The organism is Pseudomonas viridiflava (genome assembly GCF_003702045.1).
GTDB lineage: Bacteria > Pseudomonadota > Gammaproteobacteria > Pseudomonadales > Pseudomonadaceae > Aquipseudomonas > Aquipseudomonas viridiflava_C.
On the sequence record NZ_RBTP01000066.1, the window covers coordinates 47,590 to 71,871 of the forward strand.

At 58.5% G+C, this 24,282-nt stretch carries 25 protein-coding genes; 12 read left to right on the forward strand and 13 right to left on the reverse strand.

Going from position 1 to position 24,282, the window contains the following annotated elements:
* Positions 1-73: 73 nt before the first annotated feature.
* Together ALP40_RS19895 and ALP40_RS26240 are read right to left on the reverse strand one after the other, a co-directional pair.
* Positions 74-427, reverse strand: coding sequence for a hypothetical protein (locus ALP40_RS19895; protein ID WP_122209903.1), 354 nt, complete (start codon positions 425-427; stop codon positions 74-76).
* Positions 428-553: 126 nt separating this feature from the next.
* Positions 554-778, reverse strand: coding sequence for a hypothetical protein (locus tag ALP40_RS26240; protein WP_122209904.1), 225 nt, complete (start codon positions 776-778; stop codon positions 554-556).
* 90 nt (positions 779-868) lie between these two features.
* On the opposite strand from ALP40_RS26240, the gene ALP40_RS25610 reads away from it, so the two are divergent.
* The 3 genes from ALP40_RS25610 to ALP40_RS25445 all read left to right on the forward strand — a co-directional run bounded on the left by ALP40_RS25610 (position 869) and on the right by ALP40_RS25445 (position 2,305).
* The gene (locus tag ALP40_RS25610) at positions 869-1,087 is read left to right on the forward strand and encodes a hypothetical protein (protein WP_122209905.1); all 219 of its coding nucleotides are present in this window, start codon (positions 869-871) and stop codon (positions 1,085-1,087) included.
* Between the two features lie 79 nt (positions 1,088-1,166).
* Positions 1,167-1,430 carry a hypothetical protein gene (locus tag ALP40_RS19910; protein WP_122209906.1) on the forward strand — a complete coding sequence of 88 codons (264 nt, stop codon included), beginning with the start codon at positions 1,167-1,169 and terminating at the stop codon, positions 1,428-1,430.
* 548 nt (positions 1,431-1,978) lie between these two features.
* Positions 1,979-2,305, forward strand: coding sequence for a hypothetical protein (locus tag ALP40_RS25445; protein WP_147478345.1), 327 nt, complete (start codon positions 1,979-1,981; stop codon positions 2,303-2,305).
* A gap of 35 nt (positions 2,306-2,340) precedes the next feature.
* Here the strand turns inward: ALP40_RS25445 and yjiA are convergent, their stop codons facing one another.
* The 3 genes from yjiA to ALP40_RS19925 form a co-directional block, all read right to left on the reverse strand.
* Positions 2,341-3,318, reverse strand: a complete 978-nt coding sequence (gene yjiA, locus ALP40_RS19915) for a GTPase (RefSeq protein WP_122209907.1) — start codon at positions 3,316-3,318, stop codon at positions 2,341-2,343.
* Between the two features lie 95 nt (positions 3,319-3,413).
* Complete coding sequence (locus ALP40_RS19920) at positions 3,414-3,611, reverse strand: YbdD/YjiX family protein (RefSeq protein ID WP_122209908.1); 198 nt, start codon at positions 3,609-3,611, stop codon at positions 3,414-3,416.
* A 27-nt stretch (positions 3,612-3,638) separates the two neighbouring features.
* Positions 3,639-5,714, reverse strand: coding sequence for a carbon starvation CstA family protein (locus ALP40_RS19925; RefSeq protein ID WP_025995639.1), 2,076 nt, complete (start codon positions 5,712-5,714; stop codon positions 3,639-3,641).
* 281 nt (positions 5,715-5,995) lie between these two features.
* Between ALP40_RS19925 and ALP40_RS19930 the strand changes: the two genes are divergently transcribed.
* Positions 5,996-6,364, forward strand: coding sequence for a PilZ domain-containing protein (locus tag ALP40_RS19930; RefSeq protein WP_122209909.1), 369 nt, complete (start codon positions 5,996-5,998; stop codon positions 6,362-6,364).
* Between the two features lie 6 nt (positions 6,365-6,370).
* Here the strand turns inward: ALP40_RS19930 and radA are convergent, their stop codons facing one another.
* Positions 6,371-7,738, reverse strand: coding sequence for a DNA repair protein RadA (gene radA, locus ALP40_RS19935; protein WP_073168752.1), 1,368 nt, complete (start codon positions 7,736-7,738; stop codon positions 6,371-6,373).
* 193 nt (positions 7,739-7,931) lie between these two features.
* On the opposite strand from radA, the gene mscL reads away from it, so the two are divergent.
* Positions 7,932-8,378, forward strand: a complete 447-nt coding sequence (mscL, locus tag ALP40_RS19940) for a large-conductance mechanosensitive channel protein MscL (protein ID WP_025995641.1) — start codon at positions 7,932-7,934, stop codon at positions 8,376-8,378.
* Positions 8,379-8,508: 130 nt separating this feature from the next.
* On the opposite strand, the gene ALP40_RS19945 is transcribed toward mscL, so the two are convergent.
* Positions 8,509-9,285 (reverse strand): ferredoxin--NADP reductase, encoded by a 777-nt coding sequence (locus tag ALP40_RS19945; RefSeq protein WP_122209910.1) that lies wholly within the window; start codon positions 9,283-9,285, stop codon positions 8,509-8,511.
* A gap of 339 nt (positions 9,286-9,624) precedes the next feature.
* On the opposite strand from ALP40_RS19945, the gene ALP40_RS19950 reads away from it, so the two are divergent.
* Both ALP40_RS19950 and ALP40_RS19955 read left to right on the forward strand, forming a co-directional pair.
* Positions 9,625-9,858, forward strand: coding sequence for a helix-turn-helix transcriptional regulator (locus ALP40_RS19950; RefSeq protein WP_122209911.1), 234 nt, complete (start codon positions 9,625-9,627; stop codon positions 9,856-9,858).
* A 120-nt stretch (positions 9,859-9,978) separates the two neighbouring features.
* Positions 9,979-11,103: a methyltransferase gene (locus ALP40_RS19955; RefSeq protein ID WP_122209912.1), complete on the forward strand. Its 1,125-nt coding sequence runs from the start codon at positions 9,979-9,981 to the stop codon at positions 11,101-11,103.
* Positions 11,104-11,197: 94 nt separating this feature from the next.
* Here the strand turns inward: ALP40_RS19955 and ALP40_RS19960 are convergent, their stop codons facing one another.
* The 6 genes from ALP40_RS19960 to ALP40_RS19985 all read right to left on the reverse strand — a co-directional run bounded on the left by ALP40_RS19960 (position 11,198) and on the right by ALP40_RS19985 (position 17,990).
* Positions 11,198-11,365, reverse strand: a complete 168-nt coding sequence (locus ALP40_RS19960) for a DUF2474 domain-containing protein (protein WP_122209913.1) — start codon at positions 11,363-11,365, stop codon at positions 11,198-11,200.
* Between the two features lie 21 nt (positions 11,366-11,386).
* A complete protein-coding gene (cydB, locus tag ALP40_RS19965; protein WP_025995645.1) occupies positions 11,387-12,394 on the reverse strand; it encodes a cytochrome d ubiquinol oxidase subunit II in 1,008 nt (335 codons plus the stop codon).
* A gap of 3 nt (positions 12,395-12,397) precedes the next feature.
* The gene (locus tag ALP40_RS19970; RefSeq protein WP_122209914.1) at positions 12,398-13,837 is read right to left on the reverse strand and encodes a cytochrome ubiquinol oxidase subunit I; all 1,440 of its coding nucleotides are present in this window, start codon (positions 13,835-13,837) and stop codon (positions 12,398-12,400) included.
* Between the two features lie 432 nt (positions 13,838-14,269).
* On the reverse strand, positions 14,270-16,471 hold the full coding sequence (locus ALP40_RS19975) for a xanthine dehydrogenase family protein molybdopterin-binding subunit (protein ID WP_122209915.1): 2,202 nt from the start codon (positions 16,469-16,471) through the stop codon (positions 14,270-14,272).
* Entirely contained in the window at positions 16,468-17,457 is a 990-nt protein-coding gene (locus tag ALP40_RS19980) for a xanthine dehydrogenase family protein subunit M (protein WP_122209916.1), read from the reverse strand. Before ALP40_RS19980 ends, ALP40_RS19975 begins: the two co-directional genes overlap by 4 nt.
* Complete coding sequence (locus tag ALP40_RS19985; RefSeq protein ID WP_122209917.1) at positions 17,454-17,990, reverse strand: (2Fe-2S)-binding protein; 537 nt, start codon at positions 17,988-17,990, stop codon at positions 17,454-17,456. Before ALP40_RS19985 ends, ALP40_RS19980 begins: the two co-directional genes overlap by 4 nt.
* A gap of 274 nt (positions 17,991-18,264) precedes the next feature.
* Here ALP40_RS19985 and ALP40_RS19990 point away from each other — a divergent pair, with 274 nt between their 5' ends.
* From ALP40_RS19990 to ALP40_RS20010, 5 genes are all read left to right on the forward strand, one after another.
* Positions 18,265-19,560 carry an NCS2 family permease gene (locus tag ALP40_RS19990; protein WP_122209918.1) on the forward strand — a complete coding sequence of 432 codons (1,296 nt, stop codon included), beginning with the start codon at positions 18,265-18,267 and terminating at the stop codon, positions 19,558-19,560.
* On the forward strand, positions 19,557-20,642 hold the full coding sequence (trmA, locus tag ALP40_RS19995; protein WP_122209919.1) for a tRNA (uridine(54)-C5)-methyltransferase TrmA: 1,086 nt from the start codon (positions 19,557-19,559) through the stop codon (positions 20,640-20,642). Before ALP40_RS19990 ends, trmA begins: the two co-directional genes overlap by 4 nt.
* A 230-nt stretch (positions 20,643-20,872) precedes the next feature.
* Positions 20,873-22,159, forward strand: coding sequence for an MFS transporter (locus tag ALP40_RS20000; protein WP_122209920.1), 1,287 nt, complete (start codon positions 20,873-20,875; stop codon positions 22,157-22,159).
* A gap of 192 nt (positions 22,160-22,351) precedes the next feature.
* A complete protein-coding gene (locus tag ALP40_RS20005; protein WP_122209921.1) occupies positions 22,352-23,239 on the forward strand; it encodes a neutral zinc metallopeptidase in 888 nt (295 codons plus the stop codon).
* A 4-nt stretch (positions 23,240-23,243) separates the two neighbouring features.
* The gene (locus tag ALP40_RS20010; RefSeq protein ID WP_122209922.1) at positions 23,244-24,233 is read left to right on the forward strand and encodes an alpha/beta hydrolase; all 990 of its coding nucleotides are present in this window, start codon (positions 23,244-23,246) and stop codon (positions 24,231-24,233) included.
* Positions 24,234-24,282: the final 49 nt, after the last annotated feature.

The following is a 24,282-nucleotide window of genomic DNA, read 5'->3' on the forward strand; positions in this document are numbered from 1 at the left end:
GCCATTGCCATTGCCATTGCCTTCCGACCAAGCATAGTAATTGAGAAGTACCCCTATCGCTATGCAATCTAAATTAGTTATCAGACTGTCGTTCAAACTCATCATCGACAGCGTCCAGCATACCACCTACAAAATCAGCAGTGACGGCTCGCTTATCAAGATGCTTATTTCCCGCATATTTCTCGCCATAAGGGATTTCATAAAAACTCGCGGATATCTCTTCATCAGAGATGACTTTCAATACCCTACGTAGGGTTTTTAATCTTTCTTCAAGGTCTCCTTCGAACACCTCAACTTCCAGTATAGGGTTGCCTTCATGACAAAGAGCTTTAAGTACCTGCAAGGGCTGATTTAAAGCTCTATGCAATCGAATGAGCACAGCAGGCTTTATTCTTATCTCGTGAATAACTATAGCTATTACAGACATTAAAAGTCCTTTGGGCGATCAACGTTCAACGGCTTGCCAAATGAGTCGTTTCGCCAGCTTCCGCCATACCATCGCTCGAAATGTTCGGCGCGAGCTGCAGGGCGAATGTTATTAGGGCGCTTGCACTTACGGGTGACCCAGCGCGTTATATTTATGATAGCCCTGTATTGACTCCCCATGAAATTTGCGCGTTTTGCTGGCTAATATATCCGTCTTTTGGTCCGAGGTCCAACTCCTCGTTCCAGGCTCTTCAAGCCTAAGTCTGTTAAGCTCTCGGGTCCAAAATCTAGAACCTCCCTTTGGTCTTTTTATTGGTAAATCTTCTGTCCCATTCAAGTCGTTTATCTTCATCCTTGGTTAGAGCCCTGCTATTTTTTAATACACCACTCTGTAATTTCGAACAAGCCGTTCGCTAATTGGCTAGCGCGTAATGAGTTAAAGTTGTTGGCTCAACCCGAACTGCAGGTTAATGAGCCAAAGCCTTTGCAGAAGCAAGAGCAGCAAGAGCAGCAAGAGCAGCAAGAGCAGCAAGAGCAGCAAGAGCAGCAAGAGCCTCCTGAGCAAAAACCGCATAAGATTGAACACGATCCCTCAATATTTAAGTCTGGTTTACCTCGAATGATATTTTGCGATACCGAAAGGTGCCAGGCCGGCTCCTAAAAAAACATCTACCCTCTGCATATGCGGGAGCAATTGCTGCTAAAATGTTTAACACCACCCCATTATTTTAGAAGGATCGATGATATTTAACAATGTTTTCGTCAGCAAAAAACATATGTTCTCAGTAGGTATTGAGGAGACTTCAGGACGTTTTTATGTTTCGATTCCAGTGAGTAATGGCATGGTCGATTATGAAGAATATTATGAAATAGACAAAACCAAGTACGAACTCTTTAGAAAAGATCTTGAAGCTGCGCTCGTTTTTTTAATGAGATGTAGACGCAGAGAAATGGATGATTTGCTTATTGTAAAGCCCGGTACAAACAGAGGGACTGCAATTTGAGAAATCAGATTTAAAGTAACCACCCCATAAATGCGAGAATGGTAGCCAGCGCCGTGTGCATGTACGCTGCCAGGCTGCCTCTTTGTTAGGTGATTGCAGAATTTGATTGCGACACAACTAATTTTAAGCTGACATCTCACTACACCTCCACCTTCTAAATTATCTTTTCATCGAATATTTAGAACCCAAATAGGTTATTGAGACTCACACTCATACGATAAAAATGGCATCAGTCCTTCTAGCTGAGCCTCAAAGAACCCTTCCCTTGGGGTAGGCACCCACGAATCAAGCGGTTGATATCTTAGTTTTTTCAGCACCAAGGCGTGTCAGGGCCTGCTTTAGTGCTGAGCTTTGTCACTGGGTATGGCGCAGTTTACGGACGCGGTACTGGGTTCTATTGGGACTGGAGACCGATTTTTGCCACGAGCGCAGTGTTGAGCGAGCTCTCGATAATTTCAGTCTGGCTACTTGTAAAAGTTACCGTGCCCAAAGGAGGGGGCTTTCGACCAAACTATTCGTATAGGGTGCTGATTCGAAACGTCCGACTCATGAGTCCGGTGCTTGCGGATGTACTGAACTATGGAGTGATTGTCCTTTCCGGTGCAAGCGCGCCCGCTATCTTTCAATTGCACTTCAACTGTACAGTCTTGGAATATGGCTGGGTGGGCTGGTACATCAATTGTGCCTATTTGCTGAGAGCGCTATCGGTCAGTGGGTTGATCGGTTTCACTCATCAAGCAACGGCCGCCTGCTGTGCATTGATCGCGAGCGTATTGCCGAAGGGCGTTCCCGCACCTTTCACACTGGCCTGCATCGCACTTTCAGTACTGGCTCTGACGGCGTACATGCTGAGCGAAAGAAGAGACCGGTCTTGAGAGGAACTCAAGGCCGGTATGTACCTGGAGGCGCCTCAACCCACCATTGCCTCGAACCCCGCCCGAATCTTCTCCTCCGGCAACTCATCGGCAATGAACACGATCACGCTTTCACGCGGCTCGCCTTCAGCCCATTCGGTGTCCCAGTCGAAGCCGTAGAGCTTGAGCACGCCTTGAAACACCATGCGCCGGTCTTCGCCCGCGATGTTGAGCACGCCTTTGTAGCGCAGCAGTTGTTTGCCGTGGTCTTCCAGCAATTCATTCATGAATTCGCTGAGCCGGTCCAGGTCCAGCGGTTGATCGCTACGCAGCACAAGGCTGGTGATGCGGTCGCCAGAGTTGCCGACCGGCGCCAGCGGACGCAGGACCATACCGCCTCCCAGGTCAGCGTTGAGGTTGAAGCCGCGTACATCGAGCAATTCCGCCAGATCGATCTTGCCGTGTTCGACGATACGGATCGGCGCGCGGCGGTTGATGCGAGTCAGGCGCGCACTGAGGGCTTCGAAGGCTGCGTCGTCTACCAGATCACGCTTGCTCACCAGCAGGCGGTCAGCAAAGCCGATCTGCGCCTGGGCGATGGTCTGGGTCAGGTGGGTGTCCGCGTGAGCCGCATCGACAAGGGTGATGATGCCGTCGAGGATGTAACGCTCGCGCAGCTCTTCGTCGATGAAAAAAGTCTGGGCAACCGGTGCGGGATCGGCCAGGCCGGTGCATTCGATCACCAGCCGGTCGAACGCGATCTCGCCGCTGTCCAGTCGTTCGAGCAGCAGGTACAGCGCTTTGGTCAGGTCGGTGTGGATGGTGCAGCAGACGCAGCCGTTGGACAGCGTCATGACTTGCACGGGGTCGGTGCCCAGCAACTGGCTGTCGATACCGGCATCGCTGAACTCGTTCTCGATCACTGCGATTTTCAGGCCGTGCTCGGCCTTGAGCAGATGGCGCAGCAGCGTGGTCTTGCCTGCGCCCAGAAAGCCGGTCAGTACGGTAACGGGGATAGGTTGCAACTCGCTCATAAGGCTCCAGACAGGTGCAAGTGGGCTGAAATGAAAACGCGCCACAGGTAGCAGCCTGTGGCGCGTCGGGTCAAACGATACCGCAGATCAGAGGATCAGCAGCACTTCGGACCGCCCTTTGCGCCGTAACGCGCCTCTTGCCGCTCCCGAAAGAACTGCTCGTAGGTCATCATCGGCTTGTCCGGGTGCGTGGTCTGCATGTGCTCGACGTAGGTGTCGTAGTCCGGCATGCCCACCATCAGACGCGCGGCCTGACCGAGGTATTTCCCGAGGCGACTCAGGTCATTGAACATGGGCAAATCCTCTGTGGTTGACCATCATCACACCTGCGACGCTGGCGGCATGGCCTGGAACGGAGATTCCTTGTCGGTACGCTCCTTCTTGCCCCAGGCGGCGATGCCGACTTTCAGCGCGTAGAACAGGATGCTGAATACCACGAACAGAAACAGTATGGTCAGGCCTGCGTTGGTGTAGGCGTTGAAGATCACGTGCTGCATCTGATCCATTGTCTTGGCTGGAGCCAGAATCTGACCGGCGTCCGCTGCTGCGCTGTACTTCTTGGCGAGTGCCAGGAAGCCGACCGCAGGGTTGGAGTCGAACAGTTTGATCAGGCCAGCCGTCACGGTGCAGATCAGCAGCCAGGTCGCTGGCAGCATGGTGACCCAGACGTAGCGCTGGCGCTTCATCTTGATCAGCACGACGCTTGCGAGCATCAGCGCGATACCGGCCAGCATCTGGTTGGAGATACCGAACAGCGGCCACAGCGTGTTGATGCCGCCCAGTGGATCGATCACGCCTTGATACAGCAGATAACCCCACAGTGCCACGCACCCCCCGGTGCCGATGGCGTTGGCAGTCCAGGACTCAGTGCGCTTGAGGGCCGGGACGAAGCTGCCCAGCAAGTCCTGCAGCATGAACCGACCGGCACGTGTACCGGCGTCCACTGCCGTCAGAATGAACAGCGCTTCGAACAGAATCGCGAAGTGGTACCAGAAGGCCATTGTGTTTTCACCCGGCAACACCTGATGCAGGATCTGCGCGATCCCCACCGCCAGCGTCGGTGCACCACCGGCACGGGCCAGAACGGTGTTCTCGCCGATGTCCTTGGCCACTGCCGTCAACTGTTCAGGCGTGATGGTGAAGCCCCAGCTGGTGACCGTTTGTGCCACGGTGACCACGTCACTGCCGACCACAGCCGCCGGGCTGTTCATGGCGAAGTACACGCCCGGCTCGATCACCGAAGCGGCGACCATCGCCATGATGGCCACGAAGGACTCCATCAGCATGCCGCCGTAACCGATGTAACGGGCGTTCTTCTCGTTATCCAGCAGCTTGGGCGTGGTGCCCGAAGAGATCAGCGCATGGAAACCCGACACCGCACCGCAGGCGATGGTGATGAACAGGAACGGGAACAGTGCGCCTTTCCAGACCGGACCTGTGCCATTGGTGAACTGGGTCAGGGCAGGCATTTTCAGCTCAGGTGCCAGAATCAGGATGCCGATCGCCAAAGCCAGGATGGTGCCGATTTTCAGGAAGGTCGACAGGTAGTCACGCGGGGCCAGCAGCAGCCAGACCGGCAGCATCGCCGCGACGAAACCGTAGCCCACCAGCATCCAGGTGATCTGCACGCCGGTGAAGGTGAACGCCGGACCCCAGGTCGGATCGGCTGCAACCAGGCCGCCGATCCAGATCGAGGCCAGCAGCAGAATCACGCCAACAATGGAGATTTCACCAATGCGGCCCGGGCGGATGTAGCGCATGTAGACGCCCATGAACATCGCAATCGGGATGGTCGCCATGACGGTGAACATGCCCCACGGGCTTTCGGCGAGCGCTTTGACCACGATCAATGCCAGCACCGCGAGGATGATGATCATGATCAGGAAGCAGCCGAACAAGGCGATGGTGCCAGGAATCCGGCCCATTTCCTCGCGCACCATATCGCCCAGCGAGCGGCCATTACGGCGTGTGGAGAGGAACAGGATCATGAAGTCCTGCACCGCACCGGCCAGAACCACACCTGCGATCAGCCACAGCGTACCGGGCAGATAGCCCATCTGCGCCGCCAGTACCGGCCCGACGAGCGGACCTGCGCCAGCGATGGCCGCAAAGTGGTGACCGAAAAGAATGTGTTTGTTGGTGGGTACATAGTCCAGACCATCGTTGTTGACCACGGCTGGCGTTGCGCGCAGCGGGTCAAGTTGCATAACGTGGTTGGCAATGAAAAGACTGTAGTAACGATAAGCAACCAGATAGATGGCAACCGCAGCGACCACTATCCATAAGGCGTTGATCGCCTCACCGCGGCGCAAGGCCACGACCCCCAGAGCACATGCCCCAACAATTGCGACGATGAGCCAGGGAACATGGCGCATCAGACTATTATTATTTTTCATTTTTTATTCCAGCAGAGTTGACTAGAAGGCAAGCCATGCGAGTTTAGCGCCGTCGCAGCGAAAGGCCACCCCCCACGATGGTCTAGACCGGTTTTTGATCGATTAAGGCAGATACCCGGCATAGAGCGCGGCAGACGGGTTTGTTGGCACATAGGCAAGAAAACTGCGACCGCCATCTGTCCGGCAACCCCTTTCAGGTCTATCGTGCATGAACAGTCTTATAGAACAGCCAACACTCGTGCCCCTGGCCCACGGAATGCCGCAACAAGAGAGCTCACTCGATGACCGACTCACACGCAGATCGCCGACGTTTCAAACGTATCGCCTTCGACGCCAAGACTGACCTGACGCAGGGCGAAAAAAGCTGGAAAGTGCAGTTGGTCGACCTGTCGCTCAAAGGCCTGCTCATTGAGCGGCCCGAACCCTGGACGGGCGACCCTGCGCAGGACTTTCTGGTCGACATCCACTTGAGCCCGGATGTGTACGTGAAAATGGATGTGCACCTGACCCACGACAACAATCGGCAACTGGGGTTTGTCTGTCGGCACATCGGGTTGCAGTCGATCAGCCACTTGAAGCGGCTGATCGAACTGAACCTGGGGGATGAGGAAGAACTGGATCGCGAACTGGCGGCGCTGATCGAAATCTAGCGCCGGTTACTCGAACAGCGCATCCAGTGCCTGCTCAAGGCGCGTGACGGCGATGATCTGAAACCCTGGAGGCGCTTCCTTCGGTGCATTGGCCTTCGGCACAATGGCGCGTTTGAAGCCATGTTTGAACGCTTCCTTGAGACGCTCCTGCCCGCTGGGCACAGGCCTCACCTCACCTGAAAGCCCGACCTCGCCAAACACCAGCAGATCATGAGGCAACGGCCGGTTGCGCAGGCTGGACATGACCGCTGCCATCAAGGCCAGGTCGGACGCGGTTTCCAGCACCTTCACACCGCCTACCACGTTGAGAAACACGTCCTGATCGTGGGTCGGGATTCCGCCGTGCCGGTGCAGAACCGCCAGCAGCATCGCCAGTCGGTTCTGATCCAGACCCAACGTGACCCGGCGCGGGTTGGACATGTGACTATCGTCGACCAGCGCCTGAACTTCGACCAGCATTGGCCGCGTGCCTTCCCACGTGGCCATGACCACGCTGCCAGGAACTTCTTCCTGAGCACGAGTCAGAAAGATCGCCGAGGGGTTGGAGACTTCCTTCAAGCCCTTGTCGGTCATGCCGAACACGCCCAGTTCGTTGACTGCGCCGAAGCGGTTCTTCACCGCCCGAAGCAGGCGCAGGCGTCCATCGGACTCCCCTTCGAAATACAGCACGGTATCGACCATGTGTTCCAGCACCCGAGGCCCGGCCAGCGCGCCTTCCTTGGTGACGTGGCCGACCAGAAAGATGGCCGTACCGCTTTGCTTGGCGTAGCGCACCAGTAACGCGGCACTCTCGCGCACCTGCGCCACGCCGCCGGGAGCCGATTGCAGTTGTTCGGTAAAGATCGTCTGGATGGAGTCGATCACCATCACCTTGGGCTGCTCGACTCGGGCCGTGGCGATGATGGATTCGATGCAGGTTTCGGTCATGACCCGCAGTTTGTCCTGGGGCAGCCCAAGACGGCGGGCGCGCATGGCGACCTGCTGCTGGGATTCTTCGCCGGTCACGTACAACGCGGGCATGCGCTGGGCGATGTTGCACAGTGTCTGCAACAGGATCGTGGACTTGCCGATGCCCGGATCGCCGCCAATCAACACCACGGAGCCGTCAACCAGGCCGCCGCCCAACACGCGGTCCAGCTCGGCGGAGTTGGTGGAGAAACGAGGAATTTCCTCGACACTGACCTCGGCGAGCGTCTTGATCTGCGCCTGCGCGCCGGTCCAGCCTGCACGGCCACTCGGCGGCGCCGCAGCGCCGCTCTCAATCATGGTTTCGACAAGGGTATTCCAGGCGCCGCAATCGCTGCACTGGCCCGCCCATTTGGGAAACGTCGCGCCGCATTCTGTGCAGCCGTACAAGCGTTTGGCCTTGGCCATGACAACCCCAGTCGTAAAAGCGCACATGATAACGCAGGTTTGCAGCGCCGGTTGATTGCGGATCGGGACCCGGTTTTCACGACCCGATAAAACTTCCAGGCCTTGGCCCGGTCGATTGAACGTCCATCGGGCAACAGCAGTGCAAGTGGATTACACTGCACCGGTCCTCATTATCTGTAACAAGGAATTACCCATGAGCGTACTGAGCGAGTTCAAGGCCTTCGCGGTCAAAGGTAACGTGGTCGATATGGCCGTCGGTATCATCATTGGCGCGGCATTCGGCAAAATCGTTTCATCGTTCGTCGGCGATGTCATCATGCCGCCGCTGGGTCTGTTGATCGGTGGCGTGGACTTCAGCGACCTGGCCGTCACCCTGCGGGCTGCCGACGGGGCCACCCCGGCCGTGCTGCTGGCCTACGGCAAATTCATTCAGACGGTCATCGACTTCATCATCGTGGCATTCGCGATCTTCATGGGCGTGAAAGCCATCAACCGCCTGAAACGCGAAGAAGCCAAAGCGCCAACCCTTCCACCCACACCGTCGAAAGAAGAAGTGTTGCTGGGTGAGATTCGCGACCTGCTCAAAGAGCAGAACAAACCAGCCGCGCCAATCACCGTGGACCCTGCACGCCCGTTGTGAGGTGCCTTTGTGTGTCGTGTGACACAGCACCGTGGGAGTGAGCGTGCTCACGAATGGGCCTTCCAGCCACTAGCGATGGAGTGGCTGGAACAGAGCCTTCGCGGACACGCCCGCTCCCACGGTCCGGTCTCTACCAGTAGGTTTCCACAGCAATCTGCCCTGGTTTGCGTGACAGGCTCAGGCGCATGTCGCGTTGTTTGAGTGCCGCGCGGGTGTCGTCGATCATTTGCGGGTTGCCGCACAACATAACCCGCGAATGCTCAGGCGTCAGGGCAATGCCCGCCGCACGCTCCAGCTCACCATTTTCGATCAGCGTCGTGATGCGTCCATTCAAAGCACCCGGATGCTGCTCACGGGTGACGACCGGCAGAAACAGGAATTTGTGGGCGTACTCGGCCAGGTAGTCGCGCTGCATCAGTTCGCCAATCAACGCCTGATACGCCAGCTCTTTGGACTCGCGCACGCTGTACACCAGAATCACACGCTCAAACTTCTCCCACACCTCGAAGTCCTGAAGAATCGATAGAAAAGGCGCAACGCCAGTCCCTGTCGACAACAGCCACAGGTCGTGGCCGTCGACGAACCGGTCCAGTGTCAGATAACCGAACGCCTGTTTCTCGACCATCAGGCTGTCGCCTTCACGCAGGCGGCTCAGTTCGCTGGTGAACTCGCCTTCAGGGACCACGATGGAAAAGAACTCCAGGAACTCGTCGTAGGGTGAAGACACCATCGAGTACGCACGCCATACCGTCGTGCCATCGGTCTTGGTGACCCCTAGCCGGGCGAACTGGCCTGCACGAAAACGAAAGCCGGGGTCACGCGTTGTCCGTAAGGTGAACAGATTGGGGGTCAGCGGCGTGACACGCTGAAGCGTTTGCCGGGTGAACTTGTCTTCGCTGACGGTCATGGTGCGCCTCGGGCTCCCGAATAAGTACATTGAACACCAGTGTCCCGCAAAACATGGCTGAGAAACACCGGCTGTTTGTAGTGTTTTACCCAAATCAGGCGGGATGAAGTTAGAGCATTTAGTTCTAGATCCGATCGTTTACAGCCGTGTGTACTGCTAACCGATTTCAGCCCAAGCGCCCTGCGACGGGTGCTCCGGGCCAGTTACGCCTTTTTGAATACATAAACGCCATCAGCCCATCCGTCTGGATGCCTTCCCCTCTGCAAAATTCGCTCGGCATTTTTCCTAGACTGGATAAAAGCACAGCGAATCTCGCCATCAAAAGGCATGGAGGCGATCATGAAAAGTATGGAAATCAACTCTTTACATCCATCAAACCCCAACGGTCTGACCAACAGGGAAATCGAAGTGCTCAAATGGTCCGCCAAAGGCAAAACGGCAGGTGATATCGCACTGATTCTATGTTTGAAAGAAAGAACGATCCATTTCCATGTGGCCAGCGCCGTGCAAAAAATGGGGGTGTGTAACAAGACAGCTGCCGTGGTCCAGGCTGCACTGAGTGGCATGTTCTGACAAAGTCTGCGTTCGGGCGCCATTGGGCAGGTGCCAAAGCGCAAAAAGTACGTAAAATCACCGTCCTCAGCGAGCCCGTCCATCGACGGGCTTACGTGACACATCAGAGTTTCCCTGCCAATGCCCTTGCTCATCAGCCCCTTCGCTCAACTTGACCTCATTCGCCAACCCGAACAGCAAGATGAGCCGCTACAGGCATTCGATGCCGCTGACGAGTACCTGCTCAACTTCGTCGCCGAAACCGGATTGAATCTGCAGAGCCGGGTGCTGGTGCTCAATGACAGTTTTGGCGCACTGGCCGCCAGCCTCGCGCCTCACGCTTCAGTGGTCAGCAGCACCGACTCGTTTCTAGCCGCCCAAGGGCTGGAGAAGAACCTGACGCGCAACGGCATGGCCTACGACAGCGTGCCGCTGATTCCGGCCAGCGAGCCATTGAGCGGCCCTTTCGACTGGGTGCTGATTCGCGTCCCCAAGACCCTGGCCCTGCTTGAAGAACAGCTTATCCGCCTGCAAGGCCAACTGGCTCCCGGCGCTCGTGTGATAGCGGCAGCGATGATCAAGCACTTGCCGCGCTCGGCTGGCGATCTGCTGGAGGAGTACGTCGGTCCGGTCCAGGCCTCACTGGCAGTGAAAAAAGCGCGGCTGTTGTTCGCGACACCGCAGATCAAAGAGTTCCACCCCTCGCCCTACCCCACACGCTATAGGCTCGACGAGCCCGCCATCGAACTGCTCAACCATGCCAACGTGTTCTGCCGCGAAGGCCTGGACATTGGCACTCGAGCGTTTCTGCCTTATTTGCCGAAGAATCTGGGCTCGGCGCGGGTTGCCGATCTTGGGTGCGGCAATGGCGTACTGGCGATTGCCAACGCACTGGACAACCCGCAAGCGCAGTACACGCTGGTCGACGAATCGTTCATGGCGGTGCAGTCGGCAGTCGAAAACTGGAGCGCCAGCCTGGGCGAGCGGGAAGTGGTTATCCGCGCCGCCGACGGCCTGGCGGGTCAAGAACCTGACTCGCTGGATGTGGTGCTGTGCAACCCGCCCTTCCACCAGCAACAGGTGGTGGGCGACTTTCTGGCCTGGCGCATGTTCCAGCAGGCTCGTGCAGCGCTGGTGACGGGCGGTGCGCTGTATATCGTCGGCAATCGCCATCTGGGTTATCACACCAAGTTGTCCCGCCTGTTTCGCGGCGTCGAGCAGGTCGCGGCAACCCCCAAGTTCGTGATTCTGAAAGCCCGCAAGTAACGACCTGTCTTTTCGCAACGCAAAAAAAACCCTCCAAAACCGGAGGGTTTGTAAACGTGTCCGTGGACACGGTGTGGGAATGCTTCAGTGACGATCAGTGCGTCGTCAGGCCCGCTGCGTTCATGAACATCCGCATCAGGCTGGCGACGATAAACAGCGCAAACACACTGCCCGCCCAGATGCCGGCCAGCCAGGCCAGTCGTTGCCAGAGCGGCTTGCTCAGCGCCGGGTCCGGGTCGTGCATGGAGTTCTTGCCAGACATGATCAATCTCCTCTGTTCGGACTAGTGATAACCGTCTTCTGCGGTGACTTTGCCGCGGAACACGTAGTAGCTCCAGAAGGTGTATCCCAGAATGAACGGGATGATGAACAAGGTGCCGACCAGCATGAAGCCCTGACTTTGCGGCGGCGCGGCAGCTTCCCAGATCGAAACCGACGGCGGGATGATGTTCGGCCACAGGCTGATGCCCAACCCGCTGTAGCCCAGGAAGATCAGCAGCAGGGTCAGCAGGAACGGGGTGTAATGCGCATTGCGGGCCACGGCCTTGAACAGCCCGTACATGGTCACCAGCACCAGAATCGGCACGGGCATGAACCACACCAGATTCGGCATGCTGAACCAGCGATGCGCGATATCGGCGTGGGCCAGCGGCGTCCATAGGCTGACCACGCCCATCACCACCAGCACCGCCACGGCAAGAGGACGCGCAAGGTCGTGCATCGCTTTCTGCAACGGCCCTTCGGTCTTCATGATCAACCAGGTGCAGCCCAGCAGTGCGTAAGCCACGATCAGCGCCAGACCGCAAAACATCGGGAACGGTGCCAGCCAGTCGAGTGAGCCGCCTGCAAACTGACGATTAGCCACCGGAATACCCTCGATGAACGCGCCCAGCGCCACGCCCTGAAAGAACGTCGCGGCCAGAGAGCCCCCGATGAAGGCCTTGTCCCACAGGTGACGTTTCTCGTCGGTCGCCTTGAAGCGGAACTCGAATGCCACGCCACGGAAGATAAGGCCCATCAGCATGAAGATCAGTGGCAGGTACAACGCCGAGAGCACCACCGAATAGGCCAGCGGGAACGCGCCGAACAGTGCCGCGCCTCCCAACACCAGCCAGGTTTCGTTACCGTCCCAGACCGGCGCGACGGTATTCATCATCACGTCGCGGTCGGAACTGTCTTTCATGAACGGGAAGAGGATCCCGATACCCAGGTCAAAGCCGTCCATCACGACGTACATCATGATGCCGAAGATGATGATGACGGCCCAGATCAGCGGAAGATCGATACCCATGACTTAATTCCCCTTGCCGAGCGCGTCAACGTTGTCGCCATCTTCTGCGCCCTCAACGGCGGCAGAGAGCGGACGGGCCGGTGTACGTTTCTGACCGGGACCACCTTGTGGCACATGCTCGACGTACGCTTTGGGACCTTTGCGCACCAGGCGCATCATGTAGCCCAGACCTGCGCCGAACAATACAAAGTAGACCACCACAAACAACACGAGGGTGATGCTCATCTGCACGAAGCTGTGGTTGGACGAAGCATCGGCGGTGCGCATCAGGCCGTAAACGACCCACGGCTGGCGGCCAATTTCGGTGGTGAACCAGCCCGCCAGGATCGCGATCAGGCCGGAAGGCCCCATCCACAAGGCCAGGTACAGGAACGGACGCGAGTTATACAGCGTGCCACGCTTACGTAGCCATAGGCTCCACAGACCGGTCAGGATCATCAGCATGCCCAACGCCACCATGACCCGGAACGACCAGAAGACGATGGTCGAATTCGGACGGTCTTCAGGTTTGAATTCCTTCAACGCCGGGACCTGTTTGTCCAGGCTGTGGGTCAGGATCAGGCTGCCCAGGTACGGAATTTCTACCGCGTACTTGGTGCGCTCTTCCTTCATGTCGGGAATACCGAACAGGATCAGCGGGGTCGGTTCGTCACCGACGTTTTCCCAGTGGCCTTCGATGGCCGCAATCTTGGCTGGCTGATGCTTGAGCGTATTCAGACCGTGGAAGTCACCCACGACGGCCTGAATCGGCGCCACGATCAGTGCCATCCACATCGCCATCGAGAGCATCTTGCGCACCGCTGGCGTGTCACGACCGCGCAGCAGGTGCCAGGCCGCCGACGAGCCCACAAAAAACGCCGTCGCGACGAAGGCGGCAATTGCCATGTGTGTCAGGCGATACGGGAACGACGGGTTGAATACGACGGCGAACCAGTCGGTCGGGATCACACGACCGTCGATGATTTCGAAACCCTGCGGGGTCTGCATCCAGCTGTTGGACGACAGAATCCAGAACGTGGAAATCAGGGTGCCGATGGCGACCATTACCGTGGAGAAAAAGTGCAGTTTGCGCCCGACGCGGTTCCAGCCGAACAGCATCACTCCCAGGAAGCCGGCCTCAAGGAAGAACGCTGTCAACACTTCGTACGTCAGCAACGGTCCTGTGACCGCACCGGCGAAGTCCGAGAAGCGGCTCCAGTTGGTGCCGAACTGATAGGACATGACCAGACCGGAAACCACCCCCATGCCGAAGTTGACGGCAAAGATCTTGGACCAGAAGTGGTACAGGTCGCGATACACATCTTCGCGGGTCTTCAGCCACAAGCCTTCGAGTACAGCCAGGTAACTTGCCAGACCGATGGTGATGGCAGGGAACAGGATGTGAAACGAAATCGTGAATGCGAACTGAATTCGGGCGAGATCGATAGCCTCCAAACCGAACATAATTGATCCTCTCTCTCAGGTGATACCGGCTGCTGGCGGCGAACCAACAGTGAATGCCCCACGGTTATGGAGTGCTTGTATTTCTATTTGTTCTGATGACATTCGCAGGGACTGGCGGGTTGGCTCACATCAATCGTCATCGTGCAATGACACGGGTCAACCGACAGTTAAAGAGTAGTCCCATTCAGCCACTTAGGCTGTGTGGTCTTTTGTCGCGTGGCGGGATGTCTCACCTGGGCAAAAGCCGTTCTGATCGCGTCTCGTGCTACCCACGTGGATGCCTCAGAGTGCGCTCCGCGTCCGGGCTGACTGACACAACCCCCCTGGGAGTGAGCCTGCTCACGAATAGACCAGCATGCACGCTCAAGATCTAGCGTCTGTCTGGCCGTCTTCGCGAGCTCGCTCCCACGCAAGGGGCTTGAGCCTTAGGCGTTACAACAGCTTATCCAGCGTGATCGGGAACTCGCGGATCCGTTTGCCGGTGGCGTGATAGATGGCATTGGCAATCGCCGCAGGCACGCCTACGATACCGATCTCGCCGACACCTTTGGAGCCCAGCGCGTTGACGATTTCGTCGTGTTCCTCGACAAAAATCACGTCGATGTCGCCGATATCAGCGTTAACCGGGATGTGATACTCGGCCAGGCTGTGATTCATAGGCCGTCCCAGACCGTGGTCGACCATTGCCTCTTCCTGCAAGGCCATACCCATGCCCCACACCACACCGCCGAGAATCTGGCTGCGCGCCATCTTGGGGTTGACCACACGACCTGCCGCAATGGCGCTGACCACGCGGCTCACCTTGATGGTGCCCAAGTCCTCATCCACCAGCACTTCAACAAACACTGCCGAATGCGTGGCCGCTGCGTAGGCTTCGCGCTTCTTGTCCGGCTCGGCATCGACCTGAACTTCGATCCCGCCACCCGCTTGAGCAGCCGCCAGTTCAGCCATCGAAACGGCTTGATCGCCCAGGTAAAGGTTGCCCGATTCGAAGCGCACCTGATCCGGCGTCGCCGAGGCGTACTGCGGATACATGCCCTTCGCGACTTCAAGCACCTGACGCTGCAAGGCCTGACAAGCCTGCTGCACCGCTGTGCCGACCGAAGACACCGTGAATGAGCCACCTTGCAGCGGTGCCGTCGGCAAAGAAGAGTCGCCCAATAGGAAGGTAACGTCTTCCACCGCCATCCCCAGGGTTTCGGCCGCGATCTGGGTCATGACGGTGTAAGTGCCAGTGCCGATGTCAGTGGTTGCACTGCTGACCACCAGCTTGCCGTCGGAGCCGAGACGCGCCTTGGCACTGGCTTTCATCTGCATCGCTTCCCAGACACCACCGGCCATGCCCCAGCCCACCAGTTGGCGACCTTCGCGCATGCTGCGGGGCTCCGGGTTACGACGGTCCCAGCCAAAGCGCTCAGCGCCCTGTGCGTAACACTCGCGCAGTTCCTTGCTGGAATACGGCTTGTCCTCGTTGCCATTGCGCTCGGCGAAGTTGGTCAGACGCAGACGTACCGGGTCGATGGCCAGCGCACAGGCCAGCTCATCCATTGCGCATTCCAGGCCTATCATGCCCAACGCCGCGCCCGGCGCACGCATGTCCAGCGGTGTGTAGACGTCCAGGGGCACCAGCTTGTAGGTCAACTGGACGTTGTCGCATTGATAAAGCATTCCGCTCCATTCCACGACATGCTCAGTGAAGTCTTCGAAGCGCGACGTCTGGCCAATGGCTTCGTGTCCAATGGCCAACAAACGACCGTTGGCGGCCGCGCCGAGGCGCAAACGCTGCACGGTGCGTGGGCGATAGCCGAAGGTGAACATCTGCTGGCGGGTCAGCGTCACACGTACAGAACGCTTGAGGTGCAGCGCCGCCATCACGGCCAGCGGCAACTGATACTGCGGACGCAAACCAGAACCGAACGCGCCGCCGACAAAAGCAGCCAACACGCGGACCTTGTCCTTTTCCAGGCCGAAGACTTTGTGCAGGTAGTCCTGGCAGTTTTGCGTGCCCTGGGTCTTGTCGTGGATCTGCAGACTGCCATCGGCCTGATACAGGACGGTAGACGCGTGCGGTTCCATTGGATTGTGATATTCGCAGGGCGTGTTGTAGGTCACGTCGACACTGAGCGCGGAACTGGCCAGTTCCGCCTCGAAGTTGCCACGCGGCTTGGGCAGACTGGACGATACGTCGTGAGCCTGGCCGATTTCAGCCTGCAAGTCGGTCTGGTGCGCCTGCTGAGCGTACTCGATACGGATCAACGAGCCGGCATGCCGCGCCATTTCCAGTGATTCAGCCACGACCAGTGCCAACGGTTGACCGCTGTAGAGCACGTTATCGTTATACAGCGGACGAAACGGAGAACCGTCCGCCGAGTCGGCGTCTTCGTAGTTTTCGTCATAGCTGGCCAGCGACGGACGATTGGTGTGATCGAGAATCGCGACCACGCCCGGCACCTTCAATGCCTCGGACGTGTCGATACTCAGGACCCGACCATTGGCGATGGTGCTGGACACCACGCTGCCGAACAGCAGGCCGTCTTCCGGGTATTCACCGGCATAACGTGCGCCACCGGTGACTTTCAGTTTGCCGTCGACGCGGTCAACGGGCTTGCCCATCGGGGAAAAGTGAACATTCATCGGGCAGTACCTCCCAGCGCCGCGTCGCTCAAGGCGCGGATGATCGCCCGGCGTGCCAGCTTGACCTTGAAAGCGTTGTGAGCAAGGGGCTGCGCATCGGCCAGCATGGCGTCCGCTGCGGCAGCGAAATGCTCGCGAGTAGCAGGTTTGCCGATCAGCAAGCGCTCGACCTCTTTGTCGCGCCAAGGCTTATGGGCAACGCCGCCCAACACCAGCCGTGCATCGCTGACCACGTCCCCGTTCAGCTCCAGTGCAGCGGCGACAGAAACCAGTGCAAAAGCATAAGACGCACGATCACGGACTTTCAGGTAAGCGCTGTGGCCGGTGAAGCGCTCGGCAGGCAGTTCAATGGCCGTGATCAGTTCATCGTCGGCCAATTGGTTGTCGCGCTGCGGCGCGTCACCCGGCAAGCGATGGAAGTCAGCGAATTCGATGGTTCGACGACCGGCACGCCCTTCGACATGCACCACCGCTTCCAGTGCAGCCATTGCCACACACATGTCAGACGGGTGCGTCGCGACGCAGTCGTCGCTGGCGCCGAAGATGGCGTGAATACGATTCAGGCCATCTTTGGCTGGACAACCACTGCCCGGCTCGCGCTTGTTGCACGGGACGCTGGCGTCGTAGAAGTAGTAGCAGCGAGTACGCTGCAACAGATTGCCGCCGGTGCTGGCCATATTGCGCAGCTGCGGCGATGCGCCTGCCAGCAAAGCCTGGCTCAGCAGCGGATAACGCGCCTCAACCAATGGGTGCCAGGCCAGGTCGGCGTTGCTGACCAGTGCGCCGATCATCAAGCCGCCAGAGGATGTCTCGGTAACATCTTTGAGCGGCAGGTCGTTGATGTCGATCAGATGCTCGGGACGCGCGACGTTCTCTTTCATCAAATCGAGCAGGTTGGTGCCGCCCGCAATGAAACGCGTGGCCGGACCGCTCAGATTGATCGCGGCGCTGATATCGGCAGGTTTGCTGTAGGTGAACGGATTCATAGGCTCACCTTCTGCTTTTGCGTCTGAGTCGCATCGTGAAATTGCGGCAAGGCTTCTTCAACCGCTGCCAGGATGTTGCTGTAGGCACCGCAGCGGCACAGGTTACCGCTCATCAGTTCCTGAATCTGGGCACGGGTGCTGGCGCGACCTTCATTGGCAAGGCCGACCGCCGAGCAGATCTGCCCTGGCGTGCAATAACCGCACTGGAAAGCGTCGTGCTTGATGAAGGCCTGTTGCATCGGGTGCAACTGCTCCCCATCGGCAAGGCCTTCGATCGTGGTCAGTTCGGCACCGTCGCACATGATCGCCAGCGTTAGGCAGGCATTGATCCGTTTGCCGTCGCGCAGTACGGTGCAAGCACCGCATTGACCGTGGTCGCAACCTTTCTTGGTGCCGACCAGATCGAGCCGGTCGCGCAGCAGGTCAAGCAAGGTGGTCCAGGGCTGCACATCGAGTTGACGCAGTTGCCCATTGAGGGTCAAAGAAATCGCATGGCCTGCGACGTCTTTCGGGTGCTGGTTCGGAGCATTCATGGAAACCTCACGGTAGGTACTCGTTCAGCGCATTTTTATGCGTCTTAGGGGTACGACTTCCCACGATTTGCAACGTTCAGGGTTTCTGGGCTGTGTTGGACAAGCGTGCGGATCATCCAAAAGCCGTCATCCATGAACACCTATCGTGATTGGCTGCTGGTATGATGCGCGGCTTTTTCCGACCCGCAATAATCCACGGACTGCCAAGGCGGCCTGTGCTTTGCTGTTGGAGTCGAATCATTCACGACGCAGCCCGCGTCACGGGGAGCCAGACATGCTGGAAAGGCTGTTTCAACTCAAGGCACACAACACCAACGTGAGGACCGAGATTCTCGCGGGCGTCACGACGTTCCTGGCGATGGCATACATCCTGTTCGTCAACCCGAGCATCCTCGGCGAAACCGGCATGGACAAGGGCGCGCTGTTCGTCGCGACCTGCCTGGCCGCCGCCATTGGCTCGGCCGTGATGGGCCTGATCGCCAACTACCCGATCGCCCTGGCACCAGGCATGGGCCTGAACGCCTTCTTTACCTACACCGTGGTCCTGCACATGGGCCACACTTGGCAGGTAGCGTTGGGGGCAGTGTTCCTGTCGGCGGTAATGTTCTTTCTGCTGTCGATCTTTCGTATCCGTGAATGGATCATCAACAGCATCCCCCTCCCCCTGCGCTCGGCCATTGCGGCCGGTATCGGCCTGTTCCTGGCGCTGATCGCCCTGCAAAACGCCGGGATCGTGGTCAGCAACAAGGCCACCATGATCGGCATGGGCGACCTCAAGCAGCCCGCACCGATTCTGGCGACGCTGGGCTTCTTTCTGATCGTTGCGCTGGACAAGCTCAAAGTGAAGGGCGCTGTGCTGATCGGCATTCTCTCGGTCACGATTGCCTCGATTGCGCTGGGTTTCAGCCAGTTCGGCGGGGTGGTATCGATGCCACCGTCGCTGGCACCGACCTTCCTGCAACTGGACATCATGGGCGCGCTGGACGTGGGTCTGGTCAGCATCATCTTCGCCTTCCTGTTCGTGGACATCTTCGACAATTCCGGCACCCTGATTGGCGTCGCCAAACGCGCCGGACTGATGGGCAAGGACGGCCACATGCCGAAAATGGGCCGTGCGCTGATCGCTGACAGCACGGCGGCAATGGCCGGCTCGCTGCTGGGGACTTCGACAACCACCAGCTACATCGAATCTGCGGCGGGTGTCAGTGCCGGCGGACGTACCGGGCTGACGGCCATTGTCGTTGCCGTGCTGTTTCTGCTGGCGTTGTTCTTTGCGCCACTGGCCAGCAGCGTGCCTATTTTCGCCACCGCGCCCGCCCTGCTGTTCGTTGCCGTGCTGATGGCCTCCGGCATGGCCGAAATCGACTGGGATGACGTCACCGTCGCGGCGCCTGTGGTCATTACCACGCTGGCGATGCCGTTCACCTATTCCATCGCCAACGGCATCGCCTTTGGTTTCATTTCCTGGACAGCGATCAAGCTGCTGTCGGGTCGCGGCCGTGAGCTGAATGCTGCGCTGGTGATCCTGTCGATCCTGTTCGTGATCAAGCTGGGCTGGTTCAACGCATGAGTGTTCCTTTCGATCCCGCGAGCTACGACCGTCAGCTCGAAGAAAAGACCGTACGCCTGCGCGAACTGCTCGCGCCCTTCGATGCGCCCGAGCCTCAAGTGTTCGACTCGCCGCGCGAGCATTACCGCCTGCGGGCCGAGTTCCGCCTGTGGCGCGAGGACCAGAAGCGTTTTTACGCGATGTTCGCCCCGGGCGATAACAAGACGCCGATCCTGCTCGACGGCCTGCCGATTGCCAGCGAGCGTATCAATGCGCTGATGCCGGTGCTGCGCGAGCGCTGGGAGGCCAGCCCGACGCTGAACCACAAGCTGTTCCAGGTGGACTTCCTGACCACGCTGGCAGGCGATGCGATGATTACCATGTGCTATCACCGCCCACTGGACGATGCCTGGCAGGCCGAGGCCGAAGTGCTGGCAGCTGAACTGAAGGTGAGCCTGATTGGCCGCTCCAAAGGCCAGCGTCTGGTGATCGGTCATGATTACGTGACCGAGAAGCTCGACGTTGCAGGACGCACCTTCAGCTATCGCCAGCCGGAAGGCGCCTTTACCCAGCCCAACGGTACGGTGAATCAGAAGATGCTCAACTGGGCGTACGACGCCTTGGGCGAGCGCAGTGACGATCTGCTGGAGCTGTATTGCGGCAACGGCAACTTCACCCTGCCCCTGGCTACTCGGGTGCGCAAGGTGCTGGCGACTGAAATCAGCAAGACATCGGTCAACGCGGCACTGAGCAATCTGGAAGACAACGGCGTCGATAACATCACGCTCGTGCGCCTGTCGGCTGAAGAGCTGACCCAGGCGCTGAACGAGGTTCGCCCGTTCCGTCGCCTGCACGGCGTAGACCTCAAAAGCTATGAGTTCGGCAGCGTGTTCGTCGACCCGCCGCGTGCAGGTATGGACGCAGACACCTGCGAACTGACCCGCCGCTTCGAGCGCATCCTGTACATCTCCTGCAACCCTGAAACCCTGGCGGCCAACATCGCCCAGTTGCAAGACACCCACAAGATCGAGCGATGCGCCCTGTTTGACCAGTTCCCGTACACCCACCACATGGAATCGGGTGTGCTACTGGTCAGGCGTTAAGACTGCGCTTCAGATCAGTGATCTCCCGCACGCCAATCATGCCCATGCTCCGCGTGGGCCTGCAGCCCGTGACGCTCTGCGTCACATCAACAGTGGACGCAGAGCGTGGGAATGTTCAGCAACGAACATGTGAATCCGCCGAAGAAACTGTCAGCTTTTTCATTAGCCTCCTATCTATAAGCTAAGGTATAACCCGTAACGCGAATACACTGCTTCGATGGAAGTCTGTCTTGAGCTCTGAATCTCCCGCCGCTTCAACCTCTATCAAACTGTCCAGTCAGCCTGGCTTCGTCAGTTTCATCCTGTCGCGCCTGATGGCGGTGTTCGCCATGCAGATTCAGGCCGTGGTCGTCGCCTGGCAGGTCTATGACATGACCCGAGAGCCTATGGCGCTGGCGTATGTCGGGCTTGCCCAGTTCATCCCCATGCTGCTGTTGCTGATGCCTGCGGGCGATCTGATCGACCGCTACAACCGCAAGGTCATCCTGATGATCAGTTGGGGCGTGCAAGCGGTCTGCGGCATTATCCTGTTGGTTTTCTCGGCCATGAACCTGCAGGACCTGAGGCTGATCTACGGCGCGCTGATGCTGTACGGTTGCGCCCGAGCCTTCACAGGCCCGGCCCTGCAAAGCCTGCTGCCGCAAATCGTGCCGCGTGAGCAACTTGCCTCGGCGATTGCCACCAACAGCGTGATCATGCGCTGCTCCACCGTTGGCGGTCCGCTGATTGGCGGCTACCTCTACTGGTTGGGCGGTGCAGAACTGACGTATTCGGTGTGCGTGGCGGCATTTATCGCCGGGATCCTCCTGCTGGCAAGGGTCGCGACACCGTATGCCGGCAAGCCGGTGGATCTGGGCGACAGCGCCTGGGGCCGCTTCACTGCGGGGATCGCCTTCATCCGCTCACGCCCGATCATTCTCGGCACCATCTCGCTGGACCTGTTTGCCGTACTGCTGGGCGGCGTGGTGGCACTGCTGCCGATCTATGCCCACGAAGTGCTGCACCTCGGCCCCCAGGGGCTGGGCATGCTGCGCGCGTCAATGAGCCTAGGCGAACTGGCAACGGGCATATACCTGAGCCTGCGTCCGCTAGACCGCAACGTCGGCATGACCATGTTCATTGCGGTTGGGCTGTTCGGTGTGGCGAATCTGGTGTTCGCCCTGTCTACGCTGTTCTGGCTGTCATGCCTGGCGCTTCTGATCGCCGGGGCCGCAGACATGGTCAGCGTGTACATTCGCTCAGCGCTGGTGCAGTTTTCTACACCGGACAACATGCGCGGCCGAGTCAACGCAGTGAACATGCTATTCATCGGCTCTTCAAACGAGTTGGGCGAATTTCGCGCAGGCACCAGTGCGTCGCTGATTGGTGCGATCCCCGCCGCGATCATGGGCGGTGTCTGCACGCTCGGCGTCGTGGGTGCCTGGATGACCGGCTTCAAATCCCTGCGTCAGGTCGACCGTTTTGCAGATGCCACGCCCACAGAAGCCCCAGACAGCAAGCTCGCGAAAGCACACTAAACATTAGGCAATGCCGCCCATGTTCACTAAATCGGGCATGGCGCCGTTTCTGCTTAGAACCAATCGGCCTCCCCCACCCTCTATACGTCGCACCTTGCACTGCGCCGCCCGTGTTTTACTGGCTATACGACGGGCTGGCGCGTATTGGTTTCAACAGCGACACTCATTGCACGATAAGAAGAGGGATCCGACATGCTCTGGAAAAAAGGCCGACGCAGCGACAACGTGGTCGATGCACGTGGTGAAAGTAGCGGCGGCGGCAGAGGCATGCGCATCGGTGGCAAAGGGCTGAGCCTGGGCGGCATCGTGATTGTCGTTGCCATCGGCCTGTTGACCGGCCAGGACCCGATGCAGATTCTCGGACAACTCACCGGCCAGATGACTGAGCAAAGCGCCCCGGCCACCCCCCAAACCCGTGAAGCGCCGCCAGCCAATGACCAGCAGGCCGAGTTCGTGCGCAGTATTCTGGGCGACACCGAAGACACATGGCGCGCCATCTTCGCCCAGAACGGCCGTCAGTACAAAGACCCGACGCTGGTCTTATTCAGCGGCCAGGTCAACTCTGCCTGTGGTTTTGCGACCTCGGCAACCGGCCCGTTCTACTGCCCGGCCGACCAGCAGGTCTACCTGGATCTGGACTTTTTCCGCGAGATGTCGCAACGCTTCTCTGCGGCAGGCGACTTCGCTCAGGCCTACGTGATCGCTCACGAAGTCGGCCACCATGTGCAGACTCAATTGGGCATATCCGCCAAGGTTGATGCCGCCCGCAAGGCCGGACAACACATGGAGGGTGCCAACGGTTTACTGGTCCGCCAAGAGCTTCAGGCCGACTGCTTCGCAGGTGTTTGGGCTTACAACGCACAAAATCGTTTGAACTGGCTCGAGCCGGGTGATATTGAAGAAGCGCTGAATGCAGCCAACGCCATTGGCGACGATCGTCTTCAGCAGCAAAGCAGTGGTCGGGTCGTACCGGACTCCTTTACCCACGGGACTTCTGCCCAGCGAGTACGCTGGTTCAAGGCCGGCTTTGCGCAAGGTCAAATCACCCAATGCGATACATTCGCCGCCAAGAGTCTCTAAGCACATGATTAAACCGCTTCTGGTCCTGTTGTTAAGCACTGCCTTCGTGAGCCTTGCGGCTCATGCCGAGGATCAAGCGGTTAAATCCATCAGCCCGGACCGTCTGGCCATCAACGGCGCCGAGGCGACGCTGGGACTCAGCCAGGAGTGGGTGCATCCAAAGCCGAAAATCGAGCGTGTGGTGATCGTGTTGCACGGCCGTCTGCGCAATGCCCAGACCTACCTGCGCAGCATCGAGCGTGCAGCCAATCAATCCAGGGAGCGCAGCAAAACGCTGCTGATCGCTCCGCAGTTTCTGGACGACAGGGATGTCGTCGCTCACCACCTGTCCGACAACATCCTGCGCTGGCACCAGAACAGCTGGATGGAAGGCGCGACGGCAAGCGATCCCAAACCCATCAGTTCGTTTCTGGTGCTGGACCACATTCTTAAGCGTCTGAGCGACAGCAAGCTGTTTCCAAACCTCAAGGAAATCGTGATCGCCGGCCATTCCGGTGGAGCACAAGTGGTGCAGCGCTACGCCATGATCGGCGGCAAGGAAGACGCCCTGCTGACCCGCGAAGGCGTGAAGTTGCGCTATGTGATCGCCAACCCTTCGTCCTACGCCTACTTTGACGCCGAACGACCTGAACCGGTGAACGCGCAGACCTGCCCCAACTTCAATGACTGGAAATACGGCCTCAACAAGATGCCGTTTTATTCAGGCAAGGAAAAACCGGCTGACATCGAGAAAGGCTACGTAAAACGTGATGTCACCTACCTGCTGGGCGAACTGGACACCGACCGCAACCACCCGGCGCTGGACAAGACGTGCGCCGCTGAAGCCCAAGGCACGTATCGCCTGATCCGTGGCCAGAATTACTTCAATTACCTGCAGAAACGCCACCCGGAAGGCTTGAATCAGCGCCTGGTGATCGTGCCCAAGGTCGGCCATAACGGCGACGGCATCTTCACCTCACCTGAAGGCCAGGCGGTATTGTTCAAGCCGTTTTGATGGGTAACGCATCAGACGTAGACGCAATTCAAACGGTGGGAGGCGGCTT

Bases quoted from the DNA above. Each gene is read 5' to 3' on its own strand.
- ALP40_RS19895 (WP_122209903.1), bottom strand. From the start codon at position 427: ATGTCTGTAATAGCTATAGTTATTCACGAGATAAGAATAAAGCCTGCT.
- ALP40_RS26240 (WP_122209904.1), bottom strand. From the start codon at position 778: ATGAAGATAAACGACTTGAATGGGACAGAAGATTTACCAATAAAAAGA.
- ALP40_RS19910 (WP_122209906.1), top strand. From the start codon at position 1,167: ATGATATTTAACAATGTTTTCGTCAGCAAAAAACATATGTTCTCAGTA.
- ALP40_RS25445 (WP_147478345.1), top strand. From the start codon at position 1,979: ATGAGTCCGGTGCTTGCGGATGTACTGAACTATGGAGTGATTGTCCTT.
- yjiA (WP_122209907.1), bottom strand. From the start codon at position 3,318: ATGAGCGAGTTGCAACCTATCCCCGTTACCGTACTGACCGGCTTTCTG.
- ALP40_RS19920 (WP_122209908.1), bottom strand. From the start codon at position 3,611: ATGTTCAATGACCTGAGTCGCCTCGGGAAATACCTCGGTCAGGCCGCG.
- ALP40_RS19925 (WP_025995639.1), bottom strand. From the start codon at position 5,714: ATGAAAAATAATAATAGTCTGATGCGCCATGTTCCCTGGCTCATCGTC.
- ALP40_RS19930 (WP_122209909.1), top strand. From the start codon at position 5,996: ATGACCGACTCACACGCAGATCGCCGACGTTTCAAACGTATCGCCTTC.
- radA (WP_073168752.1), bottom strand. From the start codon at position 7,738: ATGGCCAAGGCCAAACGCTTGTACGGCTGCACAGAATGCGGCGCGACG.
- mscL (WP_025995641.1), top strand. From the start codon at position 7,932: ATGAGCGTACTGAGCGAGTTCAAGGCCTTCGCGGTCAAAGGTAACGTG.
- ALP40_RS19945 (WP_122209910.1), bottom strand. From the start codon at position 9,285: ATGACCGTCAGCGAAGACAAGTTCACCCGGCAAACGCTTCAGCGTGTC.
- ALP40_RS19950 (WP_122209911.1), top strand. From the start codon at position 9,625: ATGAAAAGTATGGAAATCAACTCTTTACATCCATCAAACCCCAACGGT.
- ALP40_RS19955 (WP_122209912.1), top strand. From the start codon at position 9,979: ATGCCCTTGCTCATCAGCCCCTTCGCTCAACTTGACCTCATTCGCCAA.
- ALP40_RS19960 (WP_122209913.1), bottom strand. From the start codon at position 11,365: ATGTCTGGCAAGAACTCCATGCACGACCCGGACCCGGCGCTGAGCAAG.
- cydB (WP_025995645.1), bottom strand. From the start codon at position 12,394: ATGGGTATCGATCTTCCGCTGATCTGGGCCGTCATCATCATCTTCGGC.
- ALP40_RS19970 (WP_122209914.1), bottom strand. From the start codon at position 13,837: ATGTTCGGTTTGGAGGCTATCGATCTCGCCCGAATTCAGTTCGCATTC.
- ALP40_RS19975 (WP_122209915.1), bottom strand. From the start codon at position 16,471: ATGAATGTTCACTTTTCCCCGATGGGCAAGCCCGTTGACCGCGTCGAC.
- ALP40_RS19980 (WP_122209916.1), bottom strand. From the start codon at position 17,457: ATGAATCCGTTCACCTACAGCAAACCTGCCGATATCAGCGCCGCGATC.
- ALP40_RS19985 (WP_122209917.1), bottom strand. From the start codon at position 17,990: ATGAATGCTCCGAACCAGCACCCGAAAGACGTCGCAGGCCATGCGATT.
- ALP40_RS19990 (WP_122209918.1), top strand. From the start codon at position 18,265: ATGCTGGAAAGGCTGTTTCAACTCAAGGCACACAACACCAACGTGAGG.
- trmA (WP_122209919.1), top strand. From the start codon at position 19,557: ATGAGTGTTCCTTTCGATCCCGCGAGCTACGACCGTCAGCTCGAAGAA.
- ALP40_RS20005 (WP_122209921.1), top strand. From the start codon at position 22,352: ATGCTCTGGAAAAAAGGCCGACGCAGCGACAACGTGGTCGATGCACGT.
- ALP40_RS20010 (WP_122209922.1), top strand. From the start codon at position 23,244: ATGATTAAACCGCTTCTGGTCCTGTTGTTAAGCACTGCCTTCGTGAGC.